Below are 20,018 nucleotides of genomic sequence, written 5' to 3' on the forward strand. Positions count from 1 at the left end.
CGGCCGAGTCGTCGTGGGGCGCCGGGCGGCGAAGCAAGGGAAGCCACGAGACGGCAGCCGCCTGATAGCCACACCCAGCACCCCTGGGCGACCCACCCTACGAATGGCTCGATCAACCCGATCAAGACGGTAGAGCCGCCTGACGTTCACGCCCTTCCGCTGTCAGCGGCGCCTGTCACAATCCCGTCCATGAGTGATGAGCTGGCCTCGCCCGACATGTCCCTCGCCCTGGACGCGCCGCAGAACATCCCCCTCGTCAGTGAGTGGCTACTGGGCACGAGCGCGCTCCTCATGCAGCATCAGGGAGCCACGGACACTGCCGAGTTGATCGCTGACGTGACCTCGCTGGAGGTCAGGCTGTGGAACACGCAGTTCGACGAGGAGGGCTACAGGGTCGCGCTCGTGGTGGAGCCCCGTCTATACCCCCGCTACGACGAGGCAGCGCTCAAGAGCATCGGGAGCGCCATGCGCTTGGTGCTCGAACCAGCGGGCAAGGACGTGGACGAGATTCACGTCCGCCCAGAGATTCCTCGACTCGCCGCTGGCTGGCGGGAGCAGGTGAAGACAGCCAACGGGCCCAAGCCCAGCAATCAGGCTCGAAAGGTTCGGCTGGAGCCCCGCCACCCGGTGGAGGATCAGCTCCACTTCACGAATCAGTGCGAGCTTGAGCTGTACCAGGTGCTCAAGAAGCGGCAGGCCGCCCTGCCGGACAACGAAACCATCGGGATCATGCCGCTCGGCGGCATGCGGGTCCGTCGGCGGGTCCTCGAACCCGATTTCCTGATCACGTATCGCGGACGCGTCGCCGTCATCGAGCTCGACGGTCCGCATCACAGGGACCGCGCCTCCGCCGATCACAGCCGCGACCGGCAGCTCCGGCACGCCGGAGTGGCCTTCGTCGAGCGCCTGAACGTGGAGGAAGTGAACACCCTGCACGAGGTCGAGAAGTTCGTGGACGACTTCCTGGCTCAGCTCAAGCGGTAGACAGCACGAAGCCCGGCCTTCCACCCCTCGGCCGGACTCTGTCGTGTGCGGTTGTTGATCAGCCGGCTCGTTGACGTCAGGCGACGAGCCGTCTGTCACTCGCTCCACTCGATGTCCACGGATTGCGGGTCGACGCCACCCGCCGCAACTCCCACCGGACGGCCGCGACGTCCCGGCCGCAGAGTGACCACCGCCAGCGCGTCGAGAATCTTCCGGCGCCGTGCGAGGAAGTACGTCCGGCGCCACCAGGCGAGGGCATCATCAGGGTCGGCCTCGTAGCGGCGAGCGAGCTCCGGCAGGTCGAGGACCGCGAGGGGACCGGGCTCGCGAGCAGCGGCAGCCTGGGCCTGTGAGATGCCACTGCCGAGGTACTTGGGCTCCCTGGCGATCTCGTTACCGGAACGCCGTGCCGTGTCGGTCAGCACGGTGCGCACCGCGAGCCACGTTCCACGGTCGATGATCGGGTCCCACTGCGCGGGCCCGACGTCCTCGCCCTGGTGCGCGACGCGTCCAGCGATCCGGGGCGACAGCAGCACTCCGCGAAGCGACTGGGTCGACCACTCCTTGCCACGCGGGCTCTTGATCCCCCTGGCGTTCCACGCCTTTCAAATGCCGGTCAGCGTCATGCCGGTCTTCTGGTCAGCGGCGTGCGCGAGCACTGCGGTTGCCGCCTCGCGGATCAGCTTCGCTTCACGCGGGTCGGCCTTCGGGACTTCGGGATCTCGGGGGTCTCGCCCTTGGCCTTCGGCTTCACAGCGTGTACCCGAAGGGGCGGCCTCCGCCGTGGTTGATCCCGGCACGGCGGTTCGCCGCGTACTTGTCCTTCATGCGGTTCAAGGTCACGTGCCTGCCGGTACAGGCGGTCGGTTGCCAGACGATCACGGTGTCGGCCTCGCGGGCGGACAGCATGTCGAGCAGAGCGGCGAAGGCGGGGCGTTGCGCCCGCTGGCCGCGCTTGCCGATCGCGGTCAGATCGTCGTCGGTCTTGACGTCGACGACCTGCCAGCCGAGGTCAGCGGCGAGCTTCCGGCATGCCTCTTCCTGGCGGGTGACTCCTTCGGCCTTGCCGGTCGGGTCGTGACTGATGCGGGTGGAGATCACTGCCATGAGCTGGGCATTCGCGGTGGTTATCGCATACCAAATAATACGCTCTGGGAGTGAACGCGGATCTGTCCCGGTTGGACGCGGATCTGTCGGGCTCCCGGCCCGGCCTTGCGGACGAGCCGGGTCGCACCTGACGGCGTTTCCTCGCCCCCGCCGCCCCTACCCCGTCGCCCACCCCCGCTCCACAACCTGCCCCTGCCCCTGCCCCTGCCCCTGGTCACGGGCCGCCAGGCGTCTCAGCATCTCCAGGACGCGATCCCGGGATTCGTCCGCTGCGTCGATCGCCTCCATGCACTGCCAGTACGTCGCCTGTTCGTCCGCCGCGCAGGCGATGCCGACGAGGGCGATGCCCACCTCGCCGAGGAGACCCCCGAGGCACAGAAGGGCCTCGCGGGCGTCGCCCAACTCGGTGAGCTGGGCGGCTCGTAGGTCGCCGATGTCGAGTGTGGGCGTGTCCAGGACACCGCACCCCCTGCCCGCCAGCTCTGTCAGCCCAAGGGCCTCCCCTCGGAGTTCGGGTGGCCCCGAGACGGCGAAACGACTGCCTATCGCCTGAGCCAGGGCCTGCGCCTGCCACACCTCCGTCATCACCTCAGGTGTGTCCCCGGTCCCCGCCAGGGCACGCCTGCTCGCCACGATGAGCCGCACCGCGTCCATGCGCTGCCCCCGTCTGTCCCGACGCGCTGCTCGCACGTCCGCCCGAACTCCCCTGTCCACTACCCAGAGTGAACGTGGAGGGGACGAAAAGCCAGAGGAAGACCGAAATCTGTGGACACAGAATTGAATGTGGACAACTCCACAACTCCGAAGAGTGACAATTGGACTTGGCGCTTCCTCGCGGAGCCCCGCGGAGGTCCGCAGAGGCCTGCAGAGGCCTGCAGAGGCCTGCAAAGCCCCCCTACGACTCCCCCGACACCGGAAACCTCCGTTCGTTCCGGTCGATCTTCGCGTCGAGCGCCGCCAGCGCGTCGATGCCGAGCACCTCGCACAGCTGCAGCAGATACGCCAGAACGTCCGCCACTTCATCGGTGACGCGGTGCGCGGTGTCCGTGTCGTCCATGACCCGCGCCGACTCCTCAGGGGTCAACCACTGAAAGATCTCGACCAGTTCGGACGCCTCCACGCTCAGCGCGGCGACCAGGTTCTTGGGGGTGTGGTACTGCTGCCAGTTCCGCGCTGCCGCGAACTCGGCCAGCCTGCGCTGCAGCTTCGCTACGTCCAGTTCCGTCACGGCGTCAGGTCTACCACCGTGACACCAGGTGCCTCGAACACCCGGGAGGCATCGCTCACCGCACCCACCAGCCGGATGTGCCCCCGCTCGCACATCCGCGCCGCCAGCCGCACCAGCTCTCCGGCCTGCCCCGCGTCCAGCCCCCGGTCGAAACCGTCGGCCAGCACCGTCAGCGCCTGCAGCGCGGCCGGGACCTCCCCCGCCGGATCGACCTCCAGCACCCCGGGCCCGGTGAGCAGCACCAGGGCCAGCGCCAGATACCTCAACTCACCGTCCCCGAGCAGCCCGAGGGGCGTACGGACCCCGTCGCCGCGGTCGAGCAGCCCACGCACCCTGCCGTCGCCGAGCGGCTCGGCCAGTACGTCCGCGACCGGGCCCGCGCAGCCGGCGCGCGCCGCCGCGACCAGGTGCGCGTACCGGTGGCCGCACTCCGACCGGGTTCGCCACAGCACCTCGGCGAGATTGTCGCAGCCCCGGAGCAGCCGTCCCGCGCCGACCACGACGGCGGCGCGCATACGCCGGGGGCTCGGGTCGCAGGCGAACACGGACCGCAGGGCGACCACCATCTGCTCCGCGGCGGCGAGGACCCGGCGCTCGCCGTCGGTCCTGCCTGAGACACGCAGCGCGAGGAGAGGAGTGCCGAGACGGTCGTCGGGGAGCGGGCCCCGGGTGACCGCGGACGAGCCCGCGGTGTGCCAGGCCGCCTGGACGACGGGGCGTTCCGGATCACGTAGCGCCGTCTCCAGCAGGGTCAACCCGCCGGCCGTCAACCGCTCGCCCACGATGCGCAGTTCGGGCTCTGCCTGGACGGCGACATCGAGCCGTACGGCTCCTTGGGGGCCGTCGACCGTGCAGCCGATACGGAACCCGCGCCGTCGCTGGGCATCGGGCCGGGCCCGCTCGGGCACGCAGGCGACCGGGTCCGGGAACACCTCACCCAGCTCGGCTCCGCCGCCGAGCCGCGCCAGTGCCTCGTATGCCCGCAGGGCACCGGTCTTGCCGCTGCCGCTGGGTCCGGCGAAGAAGGTGAGCGGTCCGAGCGGGAACCGGGCACGCCGGTGCGCGGCGAAGGCGGCGAGCCGGAGCTCGGTGGCGCCGGGCCGGTCGGGGCGCGCCTCGGCCTGCGTGGGGGCCACCAAGGGTGGCGCCAAAGATGACACGGTCATATGTGGACGGTAAGGCCGCGCCGTCAGGCGAACCGTTACGCCCAGATGACCTTCCTACTATCGAGGGACCTGACCGCACCCCGCGCGGGACTTCAGCCCCCGGGAACCCCCGCCCCCTCCATCAGCCCCCGCACCTCGGTCCCCGGCGGCGTGAGCAGGAACACATTCCGATCGACCCGGTGCATTCCGCTCGCCAGCCCGAAGACCACCCCGGTACTGAAGTCCAGCACCCGCTTGGCGACCTCGGTCTCCGCGCTGGTCAGGTCGAGGAGCACGGGGATGCCCGACATCAGCGTCTCGGCGACATCACGCGCGTCCGCGAACACATTGACCCGCAGGACCACGAAGCGGCGCCGCGCCTCGGTCACGGCCTCGGGTATCGACCGGTGGTTGACCGCCGAGGGCCATGCGTCCCGGCCCCGCAACGGAACGACCTGGGCAAGCCCCTCCCACTGCTCGTCGGTGACGTCGTGGCCGCTCACTGGCCCACCTCGTCCTGGCTCGCACTCATTGTCTGCACCGGCCAATTCTTACGCATGGTCACCCGTTCGGCCCAATAGCGACACGGTCCGCGACTCCCCGGCTCACCGTTTCCCGGTCCTCACACGGCCCGATGCGGGGCTGTGTAGCGTGCGTAACTCCTCATGATCAAGGGCCGTGACATCGGCGTAACGGGCAATTCGTACGATCGTCGGCACCGGATACCGAACGAAGGGCGCACCCGTGACCGCACAGGACCCGCAGACCGGCAGCACGCGGGTGCGGACGGTCTGCTCGTACTGCGGTGTGGGCTGCGGCATGGTCCTGGACATCGGCAGTGGACCCGACGGACGGCGTACGGTCCTGAAGGCGTCCGGCGACAAGGCGCACCCCGCGAACTCGGGGCGCCTGTGCACCAAGGGCGCGACCACGGCCGACATGCTCGCCGCGCCCGGCCGGCTGACCACCGCGCTGATGCGCGGCGATCGCGGCGAGGAGCCGGCCCCCGCCCCCCTCGACACGGCCCTGGCCGAGACCGCCCGGCGCCTTCGCGCGATCATCGACGAGCACGGTCCGGACGCCGTCGCCTTCTACGTCTCCGGGCAGATGACCCTCGAAGCGCAGTATCTGGCCAACAAGCTGGCCAAGGGTTTCGTACGGACGAACCAGATCGAGTCGAACTCACGGCTGTGCATGGCGAGCGCGGGCACCGGCTACAAGCTGTCGCTCGGCGCCGACGGCCCGCCCGGGTCGTACGACGATCTCGACCGCGCGGACGTGTTCCTCGTCATCGGTTCGAACATGGCCGACTGCCATCCCATCCTCTTCCTGCGACTCATGGAGCGGGTCAAGGCGGGCGCCAAGCTGATCGTCGTCGACCCGCGGCGCACCGCGACGGCGGCGAAGGCCGATCTGTTCCTGCAGATCAGGCCGGGGACCGACCTCGCGCTGCTCAATGGGCTGCTGCATCTGCTGCACGAGGGCGGGCACACGGACGCGGGCTTCATCGCCCGGCACACCGAGGGCTGGGAGGCGATGCCCGAGTTCCTCGCCGACTATCCGCCCGCCGCCGTCGCCGAGATCACCGGCATCCCGGAGGAGGACATCCGCGAGGCCGCGCGGCTGATCGGCGAGGCCGGTGAGTGGACCAGCTGCTGGACCATGGGGCTCAACCAGTCCACGCACGGCACCTGGAACACGAACGCCCTGGTCAACCTGCATCTCGCGACCGGCGCGATCTGCCGGCCCGGCAGCGGGCCGTTCTCCCTCACCGGGCAGCCCAACGCGATGGGCGGGCGCGAGATGGGATACATGGGGCCCGGGCTGCCCGGGCAGCGTTCCGTGCTGGTGGACGACGAGCGCGCCTTCGTCGAGGAACTGTGGGGACTGCCGGGCGGGACCATCCGCAAGGACGGGGTGGGCCAGGGCACCGTCGAGATGTTCCGGAAGATGGCCGACGGCGAGATCAAGGCCTGCTGGATCATCTGCACCAACCCCGTCGCCTCCGTCGCCAACCGCCGCACCGTCATCGAGGGGCTGGAAGCCGCCGAGTTCGTCGTCACCCAGGACGTCTTCGCCGAGACCGAGACCAACGCGTACGCCGATGTCGTCCTGCCCGGCGCGCTGTGGACCGAGGCCGAGGGCGTCCTCGTCAACAGCGAGCGCACCCTCACCCTGGCTCGGCCCGTCGTCGACCCGCCCGGTGACGCGATGGCGGACTGGCGGATCATCGCGGCCGTCGCGCGGGCGATGGGGTACGAGGAGGGGTTCTCCTACGAAAGTGCCGAGCAGGTCTTCGAGGAGATCAAGCGGGCGTGGAATCCGCGGACCGGGTGGGATCTGCGGGGTGCGTCGTACGAGCGGCTGCGGGGTGAGCCCGTGCAGTGGCCCGTCGCGCGGGAGGACGGGCCCGCCCGGAATCCGATTCGGTACGTGGACGGGAAGGGTGGGGAGGGCGAGGAGAACGGGGTGCCGTCCCTCACCTTTCCGACGGCCAGTGGGCGTGCGGTGTTCTTCGCCCGGCCGCATCTGGCGCCCGCCGAGATGCCCGACGACGACTTTCCCTTCGTCCTCAACACCGGGCGGTTGCAGCACCAGTGGCACACGCTGACCAAGACGGGGAAGGTGGCGAAGCTCAACAAGCTGAATCCCGGGCCGTTCGTGGAGTTGCATCCGACGGACGCGGCCTCTCTCGGGATCGCGGAGGGCGACTCGGTGGAGGTCGCCTCCCGGCGGGGGCGGGCCGTGTTGCCCGCGGTGGTGACGGACCGGGTGCGGCCGGGGTGCGTATTCGCTCCGTTCCACTGGAACGACCTGTTCGGGGAGTACCTGAGCATCAACGCGGTGACCAGTGACGCGGTGGATCCGCTGTCGTTCCAGCCGGAGTTCAAGGTGTGTGCGGTGTCGCTGGCGCGGGTGGCCGCGCCTGCCGCCCCTGCTCAGGCCGAGATGTCACGCGCACGGGCCGAGATGTCTCTCGCGCGGGCCGAGGTCGTACCGGCGCCCGCCGGCCTCTTCGGCCTCGAAACCACACCCCCGCCCGTCCTCGCAGAACACGAACGCCACTACCTGACCGGCTTCCTCGCCGGGCTCGACTCGGGTCTCCCCGGCGTCCCCGTACTCCCCCCGGACGCCCCCTTCACCCCGGCGCACGCCCTCTGGGTGAACGGTGTGCTCGCCGGGATGTACTCCCGGTCCGCGCCCCCGGACACCCCCGCGCCCCAGGCGGCGAACCGCGAAGTCGTCGTGCTGTGGGCCTCGCAGACCGGGAACGCCGAGGAGTTCGCGACGGCCGCCGCCGAACGGCTCAGCGCGACCGGGCACATCGCGCGGCTGGTCGGCATGGACGAGGCGGACGTCGGAGCGCTCGCCCACAGCGCCGATCTGCTCTTCATCACCAGCACTTTCGGGGACGGCGACGCGCCCGACAACGGGTCCGGCTTCTGGGACACACTGTCCGGGCACCAGGCCCCGCGCCTGGACGGCGTCCGCTACGCCGTGCTGGCCTTCGGCGACTCCTCGTACGACGACTTCTGCGGACACGGCCGCCGACTGGACGCGCGGCTCGACGAGTTGGGCGGCGTCCGGCTGGCTCCGCGGACGGACTGCGAACCGGACTACGAGCCCTCCGCGGACGTCTGGCTCGAGCAGATCCTCACCGCACTCGGAAACAGCGGACAGGTCACCCCGAAGACACCCCGGATACCCCGGACACCCAAACCCGCGCCCGCCACCGCCCGCCTCACCGGCAACCGGCTGCTCAGCCTTCCCGGCGCGGGCAAGGAAGTCCGCCAGTTCACCTTCGACACCCGGGAGAGCGAGAGCCCGCTGATCTACGATGCGGGGGACGCACTCGGGGTGCGGCCCGTCAACTCGCGGGATCTGGTGACCGAATGGCTGGAGGTGACCGGTCTTGACGCGACAACTCCCATCACGATCGACGGAGTTGGCGACGTTCCGTTCGCCGAGGCCCTCCTGCACGATCTCGACATCACCCGCATCACCCCGGATCTGCTCCGCTTCGTCGGTGAACGTACGCGTGACGACCGGGAGTTGAAGAAGCTGCTGCGGCCGGACAACCAGGGCGAGCTGGCTCGGTGGTCGTGGGGGCGGCAGGCCGTGGACGTGGTGACCGAGCATCCGGTGCGGGCATCGGCGCGCGAGTGGGCCGAGGTGTTCAAGCGGCTGCAGCCCCGGCTGTACTCGATATCGTCGAGCCCGCTCGTCGACCCGTACCTCGTCTCACTGACCGTCTCCGTCGTGCGGTACGAGAATCTGCGCGGGCGGCAGCGGGGCGGAGTGTGTTCGCCCTTCCTCGCCGACGCCGAGCCGGACACCGCGGTGCCCGTCTTCGTGCAGAGGTCGCCGCACTTCAGGCCGCCCGCGGACGGGACGACGCCCATGGTGATGGTCGGCCCCGGCACCGGAGTCGCGCCGTTCGTCGGCTTCCTTCAGGAGCGGCGGGCGCTCGGTCACCGGGCGCCGAACTGGCTGTTCTTCGGCGAACAGCACCGCGCCACCGACTTCTACTACGAGGACGAGCTGACCGCACTGCTCGACGACGGCACCCTCACCCGGCTCGACACGGCGTTCTCGCGCGACCAGCGCGCCAAGGTCTACGTACAGGACCGGATGCGCGAGCACGGGCCCGAGCTGTGGCACTGGCTCCAGAACGGTGCCCACTTCCGTGTGTGCGGGGACGCCTCGCGCATGGCCAAGGACGTCGATCGGGCGCTGCGCGACATCGCCGTCACGCACGGCGGTCTGAGCGAGGCGGAGGCCTCCGCGTACGTCAAACAGCTCGCGGCGGACAAGCGGTACGTCCGCGACGTCTACTGAGAGTGCGTGCGACTTCTGCCGAGAGTGCGTGCGACGTCTGTTGAGTGCGTCCGCGACGCGGAGTGCGTACGTCCGCGAGGTCCGCCGAGACACGGCCGGTGACCTGCGCCTCGCGAGCCGCTCCGTGCACATAATTGCCGCATGAGCCTGAGCATCCGCAACCAGCTCCCCGGCACCGTCACCTCCATCACGCCGGGCGAGGTGATGGCGACGGTCAAGATCCGACTCGACGGGGGCCAGGACCTCACCGCGGCCATCACCCGGGAGGCCGTCGAGGACCTGGGCCTCACCGCGGGCTCGACCGTCCGCGCCCTGGTCAAGTCGACGGAGGTGTCCCTGGCGACCGGCCCGGTCGCCGGGGTGAGCATCCGCAACCAGCTCCCCGGCACGGTCACCGACGTGTCCGCGGGCGGGGCCATGGCCCGCGTCAAGGTCGAGGTCGCGGGCGGCGAACTGACCTCCGCGATCACCAAGGACGCGGCCACGGAACTCGGCCTGGCGGCCGGCTCACCGGTCGTGGCGCTCATCAAGTCCACCGAGGTGTCCCTCTCCAACGCCTGAGCCGCGAACGCGCTTTCACCGCCCTCACCTTGAGACGTGCTCCCTGAAACCGAAGGACTCAGGGGCCGAGTACGGCCCAGGGTGCCGGTTCCCCGTAGGTACGGGTGTCGGCCGGCGCGGATGCGGGCTGGTCCGCGCTCGCGGCCCAGGAGGCAAGGAGGCGCAGGCCGTCGTGGGAGGGCGTGCCGGGTTCGGCGGTCCAGACCACGAGCTGCTGCGCCGGCCAGGAACCCTCCCGCGCCCGCCTCAACCTCGTACGGTTCGCGCCCTGCGCCCGCACCGACTGGCACTCCCACACCCTCGGCCAGACCCTGCACATCGTCTCCGGCATCGCGCTGATCGGCGGCCGTGACGGCACGATCATCGAGGCCCGCCCCGGCGACACCGTCTTCACCCCGGCCGGCGAGGAGCACTGGCACGGCGCCGCCCCCGACGCCTTCATGGAGCACCTCGCCCTGTGGGAGGGCCGGGGCGACGGCAGCCCCGAGACCGAGTGGCTGGAGAAGGTCACCGACGAGCTGTACAACGGCCCGCGCACCGGCACCCGCTGACGACACGCACAGGACCAACGGGCCCCCGGCATCGGAGCGATTGAGCCGGGGGCCCGTGTCGCGAGCGGCACAGCACCACCGTACGAACGGCCCGGAAGAGTCACGCCAACGATGCCCCCGACGACGACAGCGCTGTTCGGCGGCCTCGTCCCCGACCGGCAGGCCCGCGAAGTGCCCGATGAACGATCTCTAGACCTCTGAGCTCAGCGGAGTCGCCGGGACCTCGGGAGCGTGGGGGTAGGCGGCTGACCGGTGCTGGAAGGAGAGGATCTTCGGGTTCTGGACGACGCCGTCGCGGATCTCGATGGCCTTTCTGACCGTGACGTCGGTGTCCCATGCCGCGGGGCCGCTCATGACCTTGCGCAGGTAGGGAAGGAGCGCCTCGCTGATTTCCCAGGTGGCGGAGTTCCAGAGGTGGGACGGGCTGTGATCCACCCCGTAGTAGTGGCAGCCCTGCCCCACCTCGTGCATGGGCTCGCCGAAGGTGGTCGGGCGGGCCCATGCGAAGCCCATGCCCTCGTCACAGGCGACGTCGACGAAGAAGGTCCCCGGCCGGAACAGGGCGAGTTCCTCGTCGGTGACGAACGTGAGCGGCGCGTCGGTGTCCTGCAGGACGCAGTTGACGATGATGTCGAACCCGGCCAGGTACTCCGCCAGCGGCATGGAACCGGCCGCGGTGACTGCCCGCAGGCGCGACGGATCGTCCTCCTGCTCCTCGAAGTGGCCCATCACGACCGAGGGCATCGGCGAGGCCACCGCCGCGGCGGCGCGCTGGGTGAGCACCGTGACGTCGGTGACCCCCATGGCGCCCAGGCCCGTGACCGCTCCGCGCGCCGTGGCGCCGAAGCTGATGACCACCGCGCGCAGGCGGCGTCCGTAGTGGCCGGTCAGCCCGCCGAGTTGCAGGGCGTGCAGCACCGAGCAGTAGCCGGCGAGCTCGTTGTTCTTGTGGAACACATGGACGCTGAAGGCGCCCGTGGAGGTCCAGTGGTTCATGGCTTCCCAGGCGATCAGGGTCAGCCGTCGGTCGATGCCGATCTGGGTCATCTTCTCGTCCTGCACGCAGTGCGGCCATCCCCACAGCACCTGGCCCTCGCGCAGTTCGGCGATGTCGTCGTGCATCGGTTTGGGCAGCAGCAGGACGTCGCACTCGGCGAGAAGTTGCTCGCGGGAGCGCAGGCCGGCCACGAGTGGTCGCAGCGCGTCGTCGGCGACGCCGAACCGTCGGCCGTAGCCCTGTTCGAGGAAGATCCTCTCGCGTACGTCCGGGGTGATCCGGTCGAGGTGTTGGGGGTGCAGCGGCAGCCGGAACTCGTTCTCCTTGTGGGAGGAGGCGAGCACTCCGAGACTCATCAGGCTCATGTGGGGCGGCTCATTTCCGACCGGGCACGATGTGCTCCGGCATTGCCGTTCCCCGAGGGCGACGCCGAAATGGATGACGGCGTGCGAGGTGCGCTCGGTACCGCCACCGTACTCCCGTCCCCGCCGCGGAACGCCCGCCGCTCGTTTGAGCTCGAAGGATCCGCAGGTCCAGGTCCAGAGATCATTCAAAGTGGGCGTTCTCGGCCTGGTGACGGGTGACGGCGGGTTCCAGTCCAGTGTGCGCGGTTTCCGGCGGCCGGAGCGTCGAATGAGCGTCACAGGCCCGACGAACAGTACGACGCGCCACCCGCCACAGCCGACGCCCTCCGGCATTGCCCTGGGCAATATCGCTAGTCCTCGATCACCAGCCCCTTCGCCGCGAGAAGCGGCGCGAGATTGCACATTTCGACGACCGTCCTGCCCTCCCGATACGCGGCGATGTAGCTCGCCTCGGCGTCGACCCGCTCCTGTGAGGCGGCGACCACCTCGGCGACGTCCTCTCGGCGGACGACGACCACGCCGTCGGCGTCGGCCCGCATCACATCGCCGGGGCGGACGAGCACGCCGCCGACGGTGACCGGTTCGCACATCGGTCCGACGGTCTCCTTGACCGTGCCCTTGATGGACACACTGCGGGAGAAGACCGGGAATCCCAGGGCGCGCAGGTCCTCGGTGTCCCGGACACCCGTGTCGGTGATCAGGCCGCCGAGGCCCTTGGCCTGGCAGGCGTTGGCGAGCACGTCTCCGAAGGAGCCCGCCTCCTCGTAGGCGCCGGCGGACACGACCACGACGTCCCCCGGGCGGGCGTAGGCGATGGCGGTCTGCAGCATCAGGTTGTCGCGTGGTGCGCACTGGACGGTGAAGGCGATGCCGCACAGGGACATGCGATGGTCGACCGGCTTGATGGCCGAGTCCAGCGCCCCGAGCCGGCCCTGTGCCTCGTGGATGGTGGCCGAGGAGAAGGCGCCCAGTCGCTCGACCACGGCGGGCTCCGGCCGCTCGAACTTGGTGCTGACGCGGATCATGATGGCCTTTCGAATGAATCGGGTGAATCAGACGGACGTGGTGGAGGACAGTGCGGCGCAGGCCGCCGCGATGCGCTCGCAGGCCTCGGTGAGGACGTCCGTCGACGTGGCGAACGAGATGCGGAAGTAGCCGGGTGCGCCGTACGCGGCTCCGTGGATCACCGCCACCTGCCGGCTGTCGAGCAGGTAGCGGGCGAAGTCCTCGTCGTTCTGTATCCGGCTTCCCGACGGGGTGAACTGCCCGATGGCGTCGTGGCAGTTCACCAGGAGGTAGAAGCCTCCGTCCGGGACGGTGCAGCTGAGCCGGGGAACGTCGTTGATGAGCTTCACGGTCGCGTCGCGGCGTGCCCGGTAGACGCGCACGGTTTCCCGGACGAAGTCCTGCGGTCCCGTGAGCGCGGCGGCAGCGGCGGCCTGGCTCACGGAGGAGGGACAGGAGGAGGTCTGGGACTGCAGCGTGTTGATCGCGGTCACCAGGTCCGTCGGACCCACCCCGTACCCGATGCGCCACCCGGTCATCGCGTACGTCTTGGAGACGCCGTTGGTGAGGAACACCCGGTCGGCCAGCCGGGGTTCGACGGCTGCCAGGGACGGGGTGTCCTCCTCGCGGTACCAGATCTCGTCGTAGATCTCGTCGGTGAGGACGCGCACGTGGGGGTGTTCCAGCAACACCTGGCCCAGCGCGTGCAGTTCGCCGGTGGTGTAGGCGGATCCGGTCGGATTGCCAGGGGTGTTCAGGACGACCCAGCGCGTGCGCTCGGTGAGCGCGGCCCCGAGCCGCTCCGGGGTCAGCTTGAAGCCGTCCGTCTCGGGGCAGTCGACGACAACGGGGGTGCCGTCGTTGGCGCGGACCATGTCGGGATAGGAAACCCAGTACGGGGCGGGAACGATGACCTCGTCCCCTTCGTCCAGGGTGGCCATCAGGGCGAGGAAGATGACCTGCTTGGCTCCGCCGCCGACCGTGATCTGCGCGTCGGTGCACTCGAGCCCGTGGCGCTCGCGGAGTTTCTCGGCGATCGCGGCGCGCAGCCTCGGGGTGCCGTTCACCGGGGTGTACTTGGTCTCGCCCGCCTCGATGGCCCGGATCGCGGCGGCCTTGACGTGGTCGGGGGTGTCGAAGTCGGGCTCACCGACGGTCAGGTCGAGGATGGTGAGCCCCTGGCTCTTGAGTTCGCGCACGCGCTGCGCCGCCGCCGTACTCGGCGAGGGGTTGATACGCCGTACGCGCTCTGCGGTGTCCATGTGGTCAGCCCTCCCGGCGTTCGAAGTTCAGGCCGCCGGGGACCTGGAAGGTGGGCAGGATCTCGACGTGGCCGATGTTGACGTGCCGGGGCGCGTCGACGGCGAACTCGATGGCGTCGGCGATGTCCTCCGGCTTGAGGGACTCGTAGCCGTCGTAGTACTGCCGCTGGGCCTCCTCCATGTCGCCGAGCAGACGCCCGAAGATCTCCGTCTCCACGCGCCCCGGGCAGATCTCGCTGACACGGATCCGGCGGCCGTAGCCGTCGACCCGCAGTTGGCGGGAGAGTGTGTGCACGGCCGCCTTGGTGGCGTGGTAGATGGTGTTGCCGCCGAAGTTGTAGACGCCGGCGATCGAGCTGATGTTGACGATGTGGCCGAGGTCGCGCTCGACCATGCCGGGCATGAGCAGACGTACGAGGTGCAGGACCGCCTGGATGTTGACGGCGATCTGCTCGTCGACGGCGAACTCGTCGGCGGTGAGGATGTTGCCGGTGCGCGAGACTCCCGCGTTGTTGACCAGGACGTCGATCTCCAGGCCGTCCAGTACGGCGGTGAGCGCCTCGGTGTCGGTGATGTCGACGGCGTGCGGGATGCAGCCGGTGTCGCGGGCGAGGGCGTCGAGCCGTCCGGCGTTGCGGGCCACGGCGTGAACTTCGAGGCCGCGCTTGGCGAGACGCTCGACGACCACGGCTCCGATGCCGGTCGACGCTCCGGTGACGAGGGCCGTCCTGTAGTCGGAGATGGGCATGCTGATGTGCTCCTTGATGTGGGGGCGTGCGGGTGCGCAGGTCGGTCAGGCGTCGCGCAGGGGCAGGTGGGCCCGGTCCTGCACCCGGGACACGGCGATGAGCGTGCCGAGGGCGGTGACGACGGCGTAGAAGGCCGGCATGTTGACGTTGCCGGTGCGGTCGATGAGGTAGGTCATCAGCAGGGGGGCCGTGCCGCCGAAGAGTGCGGAGGAGACGTTGTAGCCCAGGCCGTAGGCGGAGTAGCGCACGCGGGTGGGGAAGAGTTCGACGAGCAGGATGTGGATGACGCCGGTGTGTCCGGCGAACACGACGGCCATGACACAGGCGCCGACGACGGCGAGGGCGACGTTGCCGGTGCCGATCAGGAGGTAACAGGGGACACCGATGACGGCCATGCTGATCGCGGATCCGGCGATGACCTTCTTGCGCCCGACCCGGTCGGAGAGGCGGCCCATGTAGGGGATGGCGATACAGATCGCCACCAGGCTGGAGGCCGTGACGAGCAGGCCCTGGACCTTGCCGAAGTCCAGCTCGCTGCTCATGAAGGTGGGCATGTAGCTGAAGAGGACGTAGTAACCGGAGCCGTTCATCAGGGGGATGAACAGGGCCAGCAGCATGGCGCGGCGGTGTTCGGCGGAGGTGAACGCCTCCTTGAGGGGGTTCTTGGAGAGGCCGCCCTCTTCCTTCAGGCGTGTGAAGTTGGGCGTGTCACTGATGCGCCCCCGGATGTAGATGCCGGTGATGCCGAGCGGGACGGCGAGCAGGAACGGTATGCGCCAGCCCCAGGACTCCATGCGTTCGGCGCCGAGTCCGCTGGTCATGGCGGCGGCGATCAGCGTGCCGGTGAGCAGGGAGAGGAACGACGCGATCTGCGCGTAGCTGGTGTAGAGGCCGCGCTTGCCCTCCGGCGCGTGCTCGGCGAGGAAGCTCATGGCGCCGGACGCCTCACCGCCGACGGAGAAGCCCTGCGCGACGCGCAACAGGATCAGCAGGGCGGGCGCCGCGATGCCGATGCTCGCGTAGGTGGGCAGGACGCCGATGGCCGCGGTGGCGGCGCTGATGAGCAGGATGACGAAGACCAGCATCCGCTGGCGTCCGATGCGGTCGCCGAGGTGGCCGCAGATGACGGCTCCGAGCGGGCGGAAGAAGAAGGAGACGGCGTAGCCGAGGAAGACGAGCTGGATGGCGTTGTCGGAGCCGGGGAAGAAGACGGCGGCGAGCGTTCCGGCCATGAAGCCGAAGATGCCGTTGTCGTAGAGCTCGGCGAAGATCCCGACGCACCCCGCGAGGGTGACCTTTCGGGCTGTTCTGGGGTCGACGGTGTTGGGGACGGGCTGAGCGGCCACGGTGCTCATGGCTCTCCTGTCTGGCAGCAGGCTGGGGATGAGGGGCGTTCGGCTCCGTGCGGGCGGGCGAAGGGGGCAGCTGAGCGGGGCGGGGGACGTCAGCTGCCGAGGGGAGCGCGAATACGCAGGGTGTCGAAGGCTGTGCGGACTCGGGTTCTCAGGGCGTCGATGGCGTTGCGTTGCGAGCGGTGGGCGGTGACCGCCTGGTCGCGGGTGCGGTGGCGGAAGCGGATGGTCTGTCCCGGGCGCACCTGCCCCAGGTCGGACAGACCGGTGGCGGTGACGACGGCGAGGACGGGGTAGCCGGCGGTGACGCCGCGGCCGCGGTGCAGCACGAGGAGTTCGTCTCCTGCCGGTACTTCGACGGCGCCGATGGGGACGCCGCGGGAGAGCACCTCGCCCTTGGTGATTCGGCGGGGCACCTGGCCCTGCAGCCGCAGGCCGATGTGATTGCTCTGCGGGCTGACGGTGAAGGGTCCGTCGAACAGGCGCCTTCCCGTGTCTCCGAACTCGGCCCGGTCGGGGCCGTCGGTGACGTCTATGGTCCAGGTGATGGGGAACCGGGGGACGGGTGCGTGCAGGCGGAACAGCGGGATCCGCGAAAAGGGGTGGTCGATGGGCGGGCAGGCCGTGCGCAGCACGAGTTCGTCGCCGTTTCGCAGGGCGGGGCCGAATCCGAGAATGGTGTCGGGAGCGCAACTGCCCTGAAGGTAGTCCGCTTCGAACGAACCGAGCACGGCGAGGTAGACGCGCAGCCCCCGCCGGATGCCGGTGACACGGACGGTCTCGCCGGCGCGCACGGAAACGGGTTCCCACTGTGGGCGGACCGTTCCTTCGACGGTCACGTCGGCGGGCGCTCCGGTCACAGCGATGAGGATGTCGCTGGAGGGAACGCACGCGAAGTCGAGAGCCGTGATCTCCAGCAGCGGGGCGCGCTCGTCGTTGCCGCACAGGACGTTGGCGACACGCGCCGAGTACTGGTCGGCAGCACCGTTGGCGGGCAGACCGTAGCGGGAGCGACCGACACGGCCGAGATCCTGCACGGTGACGATGCCCGCGGTGCGGATCGTGAGGGTGTCAGCCATGACACGCCGCCAGGGGCGTATCGGCGTAGTCGTCCCACTCGTCGGGCGTGATGGGAACGAAGCGGAAGATGTCGCCGGGCTGGTACGCGGTGATCGGGTCGCGATGCAGGTCGAGGACGCGCACGGGGGTACGCCCGAGGAGCGGCCAGCCGCCGGGTGAGGGCATCGGACAGATGACCGCCTGCCGGCCGGCGACGGCGACCGAGCCGGGATCGACGCGGGTGCGAGGTGACGCCAGCCGCGGCACCGGCCCCGGGAAGGGTGGCCCGTCCATCATCGGCGCGCCCGCCGGCGCGCCGAGGCAGCGCACCGTGAGATCGGACCCGGAGTGGAAGGCGACGACCTCGCTCTCGGTCAGGTCGAGTTGCGCGGCCACCTCTGGCAGATCAGGCCCGTACTCGCCGCCGTAGACGACGGGTACGACAAAACGCCGGGGTGGCGCCGTCCTTGCGGGGTGCGGCCCGAGGCGGGCCGCCTCGTGCGACAGGACTCGCCTGACGGTGTCGTGGTCGGTGCCGGCGCAGTCGAACTCCACGAGCAGGGCGTCGTAGGTGGGCACCACGTCGTGGACACCGGTGAGTCGGACGGCGTCCAGGGCGTCGGCCAGGGCGTGGACGAGCCGCCAGGCGTCTTCGGCGTCCAGGCCCACGGCCTTGGCGACCAAGGCGGAGTCGCCGCAGTCCGTGATCGTGACGTTGCCGTTCATGTCAGACGCCCTTACCGCTGAGCACTTTGTCGAGAGAGGTGATCGCGACACCGGCGGCGAGGAGTTGCTCGCGGATGCGGTCGGCCAGCGCTATGGCTCCGGGGCTGTCTCCGTGCAGCAGGACGGTGTCACAGGCGACCGGGACGTCCGTGCCGTCGACGCTGCGGATGACGCCTTCGGTGACCATCCGCAGTGTCCGCCGGGAGACCTCGTCGGGGTCGTGGATCACCGCCCCGGGCTCGGAGCGGGGGACGAGCGTCCCGTCGGCGCGGTACGCGCGGTCGGCGATGCCGACGATGCCCACGCGCAGTCCGCGGGCGCGGGCGGCGGCGGCGAGTTCGCCGTCCTGCGCAAGGATGATCAGCGACTCGTCCAGGGAGGCGACGGCGTCCACGACGGCACGGGCATAGTCGGGGCGTACGGCGACCAGATTGCCGAGGCGTCCGTGCGGGGCGACGTGGTGCACCCGAGTGCCGTGCGCGACGGCGAACGCCTGGAGGGCACCGATCTGGTACAGCACGTCCGTACGGACCTCCTCCGGAGTGAGGTCCATCGCGCGGCGGCCGAAGCCGACCAGGTCGGGAAAGCTCGGATGAGCACCCACGGCCACCTGCTTCTCCACGCAGTGCCGAACCGTGGCATCCATGATGCGCGGATCACCTGCATGGAACCCGCAGGCCACATTGGCGGAGGTCAGCATCTCCAGAAGGGCTTCGTCGTCGCCCATCGTGTAGGCGCCGAATCCCTCGCCGAGATCGGCGACGAGATCAACCATGCGGGCCATGACGTCCTCCGGGAGAGAATGCTGGAAAGGAAATCCCATCACGTCTTCGTGATATCCCGAAAAGGATCCGCGTTTCTCGGACACAAACGGCGATCGCGAGCAGACAGAATCCCTGGGCAGCGACACACTTCGAATTTGCCGGGCGGTTCCGGGTGGATGTTCCGCTCAACTTAATCACCTGCTCACGTGACCGCCAATATGCGTTCGGTCTGGCGTTATCGCGAACGGTTATGACTCACCTCACACCCGAGGCTCGCCGGGGCTGTGCTTCGGGGTGCCCCCTCCCTACGATGAGGCTCCGCTCCCCGTGGAAGGCCCCGCATGGACACCAGGCGTCTGTACTCGTTCATCAAGATCATCGACGCGGGGAGCATCACGCGCGCGGCCGACATCCTGCACATCGCACAGCCCGCGCTCAGCCAGCAACTGTCCGCACTGGAGGCTCAGTTCGGACAGCAACTGCTGATCCGCAGCAAACGGGGGGTCGCCCCCACCGAGGCAGGCCGGGCACTGTACCGGCACGCCCAGTTGATCCTCCGGCAGGTGGACCTCGCGCGCGCCGCCGTCGAGGTCTCCGGCCGTGCTCCCGCCGGCAGCGTGTCGGTGGGCCTCGCGCCGTACAGCCTGGGCGCGGCACTCGCGCTGCCGCTCCTCAAGAGCGCGCGCGAGCGCTACCCGGACATCCTGCTGCACATCAACGAGAACTTCGGCGGCGTGATCAGCGAGGCCATCATGACCGGACGGATGGACATGGCGTTCATCTACGGGGCCGGCCCGCTGCGGGGTGTGCAGTTCGAGCCCGTACGCACGGAGGACCTGTTCCTGATCGGCGCACCCGGCGAAACGGCCCCGCCGGGACAGGGCGAGGTGACCCTGGCGGAACTCACGAGCGTGCCCCTGCTGCTCCCGAGCCGCATCCACACGATCCGACAGGTCGTGGACACCGCCTTCCAGCAGGCGTCGCTCCAACTGAACGTGGTGGGCGAGGTCGAATCCGCGCTGACGCTCGTCAACGCCGTCGACGCGGGCCTCGGCGCCACGGTCCTGCCCTGGTCGGCCGCACGCGCCATCCTCGACGTCCGCTCCCTGTCCGTGCGCCGCATCGTGGATCCCGTCATCCAGGTCAAGCTGTCTCTGGTCACGTCGGACAATCAGCCGCTCTCGGAGCCCGCCTTGGCAGTGCACGATCTGTTCCTCGAACTGATCACCACCTTTGAGGGATCCCCCGGCGAGAACCCCGGAGAGAACCCCGGAGAGAACCGGATCCCCGGCGAGAATAAGGATCGCCAATAGCGTCACACGAA

19 protein-coding genes are annotated in these 20,018 nt (G+C 69.6%); 5 read left to right on the top strand and 14 right to left on the bottom strand.

Annotation, left to right across the window (positions count from 1 at the left end; genetic code table 11):
• The first annotated feature begins 189 nt into the window (after positions 1–189).
• Positions 190–984 carry a DUF559 domain-containing protein gene (locus AB0D57_RS32990; protein WP_362081476.1) on the top strand — a complete coding sequence of 265 codons (795 nt, stop codon included), beginning with the start codon at positions 190–192 and terminating at the stop codon, positions 982–984.
• A 95-nt stretch (positions 985–1,079) separates the two neighbouring features.
• Here AB0D57_RS32990 and AB0D57_RS32995 read toward each other — a convergent pair whose 3' ends face one another.
• The 6 genes from AB0D57_RS32995 to AB0D57_RS33020 form a co-directional block, all read right to left on the bottom strand.
• Complete coding sequence (locus AB0D57_RS32995; RefSeq protein WP_362081604.1) at positions 1,080–1,568, bottom strand: recombinase family protein; 489 nt, start codon at positions 1,566–1,568, stop codon at positions 1,080–1,082.
• 166 nt (positions 1,569–1,734) lie between these two features.
• Positions 1,735–2,091: a recombinase family protein gene (locus tag AB0D57_RS33000; protein ID WP_362081479.1), complete on the bottom strand. Its 357-nt coding sequence runs from the start codon at positions 2,089–2,091 to the stop codon at positions 1,735–1,737.
• A gap of 156 nt (positions 2,092–2,247) precedes the next feature.
• A complete protein-coding gene (locus AB0D57_RS33005; protein ID WP_362081482.1) occupies positions 2,248–2,745 on the bottom strand; it encodes a DUF6099 family protein in 498 nt (165 codons plus the stop codon).
• Positions 2,746–2,986: 241 nt separating this feature from the next.
• Positions 2,987–3,319, bottom strand: coding sequence for a nucleotide pyrophosphohydrolase (locus AB0D57_RS33010; RefSeq protein WP_362081485.1), 333 nt, complete (start codon positions 3,317–3,319; stop codon positions 2,987–2,989).
• Positions 3,316–4,485 carry an ATP-binding protein gene (locus AB0D57_RS33015; RefSeq protein WP_362081488.1) on the bottom strand — a complete coding sequence of 390 codons (1,170 nt, stop codon included), beginning with the start codon at positions 4,483–4,485 and terminating at the stop codon, positions 3,316–3,318. The genes AB0D57_RS33010 and AB0D57_RS33015 overlap by 4 nt, the downstream gene beginning before the upstream one ends.
• A 92-nt stretch (positions 4,486–4,577) precedes the next feature.
• Positions 4,578–4,967, bottom strand: a complete 390-nt coding sequence (locus AB0D57_RS33020; protein WP_362081490.1) for a cell division protein SepF — start codon at positions 4,965–4,967, stop codon at positions 4,578–4,580.
• A gap of 241 nt (positions 4,968–5,208) precedes the next feature.
• Here AB0D57_RS33020 and AB0D57_RS33025 point away from each other — a divergent pair, with 241 nt between their 5' ends.
• From AB0D57_RS33025 to AB0D57_RS33035, 3 genes are all read left to right on the top strand, one after another.
• The gene (locus AB0D57_RS33025) at positions 5,209–9,303 is read left to right on the top strand and encodes a bifunctional nitrate reductase/sulfite reductase flavoprotein subunit alpha (RefSeq protein WP_362081493.1); all 4,095 of its coding nucleotides are present in this window, start codon (positions 5,209–5,211) and stop codon (positions 9,301–9,303) included.
• Positions 9,304–9,444: 141 nt separating this feature from the next.
• A complete protein-coding gene (locus tag AB0D57_RS33030; protein ID WP_362081496.1) occupies positions 9,445–9,864 on the top strand; it encodes a TOBE domain-containing protein in 420 nt (139 codons plus the stop codon).
• A gap of 182 nt (positions 9,865–10,046) precedes the next feature.
• Complete coding sequence (locus tag AB0D57_RS33035; protein ID WP_362081499.1) at positions 10,047–10,415, top strand: cupin domain-containing protein; 369 nt, start codon at positions 10,047–10,049, stop codon at positions 10,413–10,415.
• Between the two features lie 189 nt (positions 10,416–10,604).
• On the opposite strand, the gene AB0D57_RS33040 is transcribed toward AB0D57_RS33035, so the two are convergent.
• The 8 genes from AB0D57_RS33040 to AB0D57_RS33075 form a co-directional block, all read right to left on the bottom strand.
• Positions 10,605–11,777: a N(5)-(carboxyethyl)ornithine synthase gene (locus AB0D57_RS33040; RefSeq protein WP_362081502.1), complete on the bottom strand. Its 1,173-nt coding sequence runs from the start codon at positions 11,775–11,777 to the stop codon at positions 10,605–10,607.
• Between the two features lie 350 nt (positions 11,778–12,127).
• The gene (locus AB0D57_RS33045) at positions 12,128–12,802 is read right to left on the bottom strand and encodes a 4-carboxy-4-hydroxy-2-oxoadipate aldolase/oxaloacetate decarboxylase (RefSeq protein ID WP_362081505.1); all 675 of its coding nucleotides are present in this window, start codon (positions 12,800–12,802) and stop codon (positions 12,128–12,130) included.
• A gap of 27 nt (positions 12,803–12,829) precedes the next feature.
• Positions 12,830–14,044, bottom strand: a complete 1,215-nt coding sequence (locus AB0D57_RS33050) for an aspartate transaminase (protein ID WP_362081507.1) — start codon at positions 14,042–14,044, stop codon at positions 12,830–12,832.
• Between the two features lie 4 nt (positions 14,045–14,048).
• Positions 14,049–14,792: an SDR family oxidoreductase gene (locus tag AB0D57_RS33055; RefSeq protein WP_362081510.1), complete on the bottom strand. Its 744-nt coding sequence runs from the start codon at positions 14,790–14,792 to the stop codon at positions 14,049–14,051.
• Positions 14,793–14,837: 45 nt separating this feature from the next.
• Positions 14,838–16,148 carry an MFS transporter gene (locus AB0D57_RS33060; RefSeq protein WP_362081513.1) on the bottom strand — a complete coding sequence of 437 codons (1,311 nt, stop codon included), beginning with the start codon at positions 16,146–16,148 and terminating at the stop codon, positions 14,838–14,840.
• 89 nt (positions 16,149–16,237) lie between these two features.
• On the bottom strand, positions 16,238–17,224 hold the full coding sequence (locus tag AB0D57_RS33065; protein ID WP_362081516.1) for an allophanate hydrolase: 987 nt from the start codon (positions 17,222–17,224) through the stop codon (positions 16,238–16,240).
• The gene (locus AB0D57_RS33070; RefSeq protein WP_362081519.1) at positions 17,217–17,930 is read right to left on the bottom strand and encodes an allophanate hydrolase subunit 1; all 714 of its coding nucleotides are present in this window, start codon (positions 17,928–17,930) and stop codon (positions 17,217–17,219) included. Before AB0D57_RS33070 ends, AB0D57_RS33065 begins: the two co-directional genes overlap by 8 nt.
• Before the next feature lies 1 nt (position 17,931).
• The gene (locus tag AB0D57_RS33075; protein ID WP_362081522.1) at positions 17,932–18,714 is read right to left on the bottom strand and encodes a 5-oxoprolinase subunit PxpA; all 783 of its coding nucleotides are present in this window, start codon (positions 18,712–18,714) and stop codon (positions 17,932–17,934) included.
• A 321-nt stretch (positions 18,715–19,035) separates the two neighbouring features.
• Here AB0D57_RS33075 and nac point away from each other — a divergent pair, with 321 nt between their 5' ends.
• A complete protein-coding gene (gene nac / locus AB0D57_RS33080; protein WP_362081525.1) occupies positions 19,036–20,007 on the top strand; it encodes a nitrogen assimilation transcriptional regulator NAC in 972 nt (323 codons plus the stop codon).
• The last annotated feature ends 11 nt before the right edge of the window (positions 20,008–20,018 follow it).

Source organism: Streptomyces sp. NPDC048275, assembly GCF_040652275.1.
Taxonomy (GTDB): Bacteria; Actinomycetota; Actinomycetes; order Streptomycetales; family Streptomycetaceae; genus Streptomyces.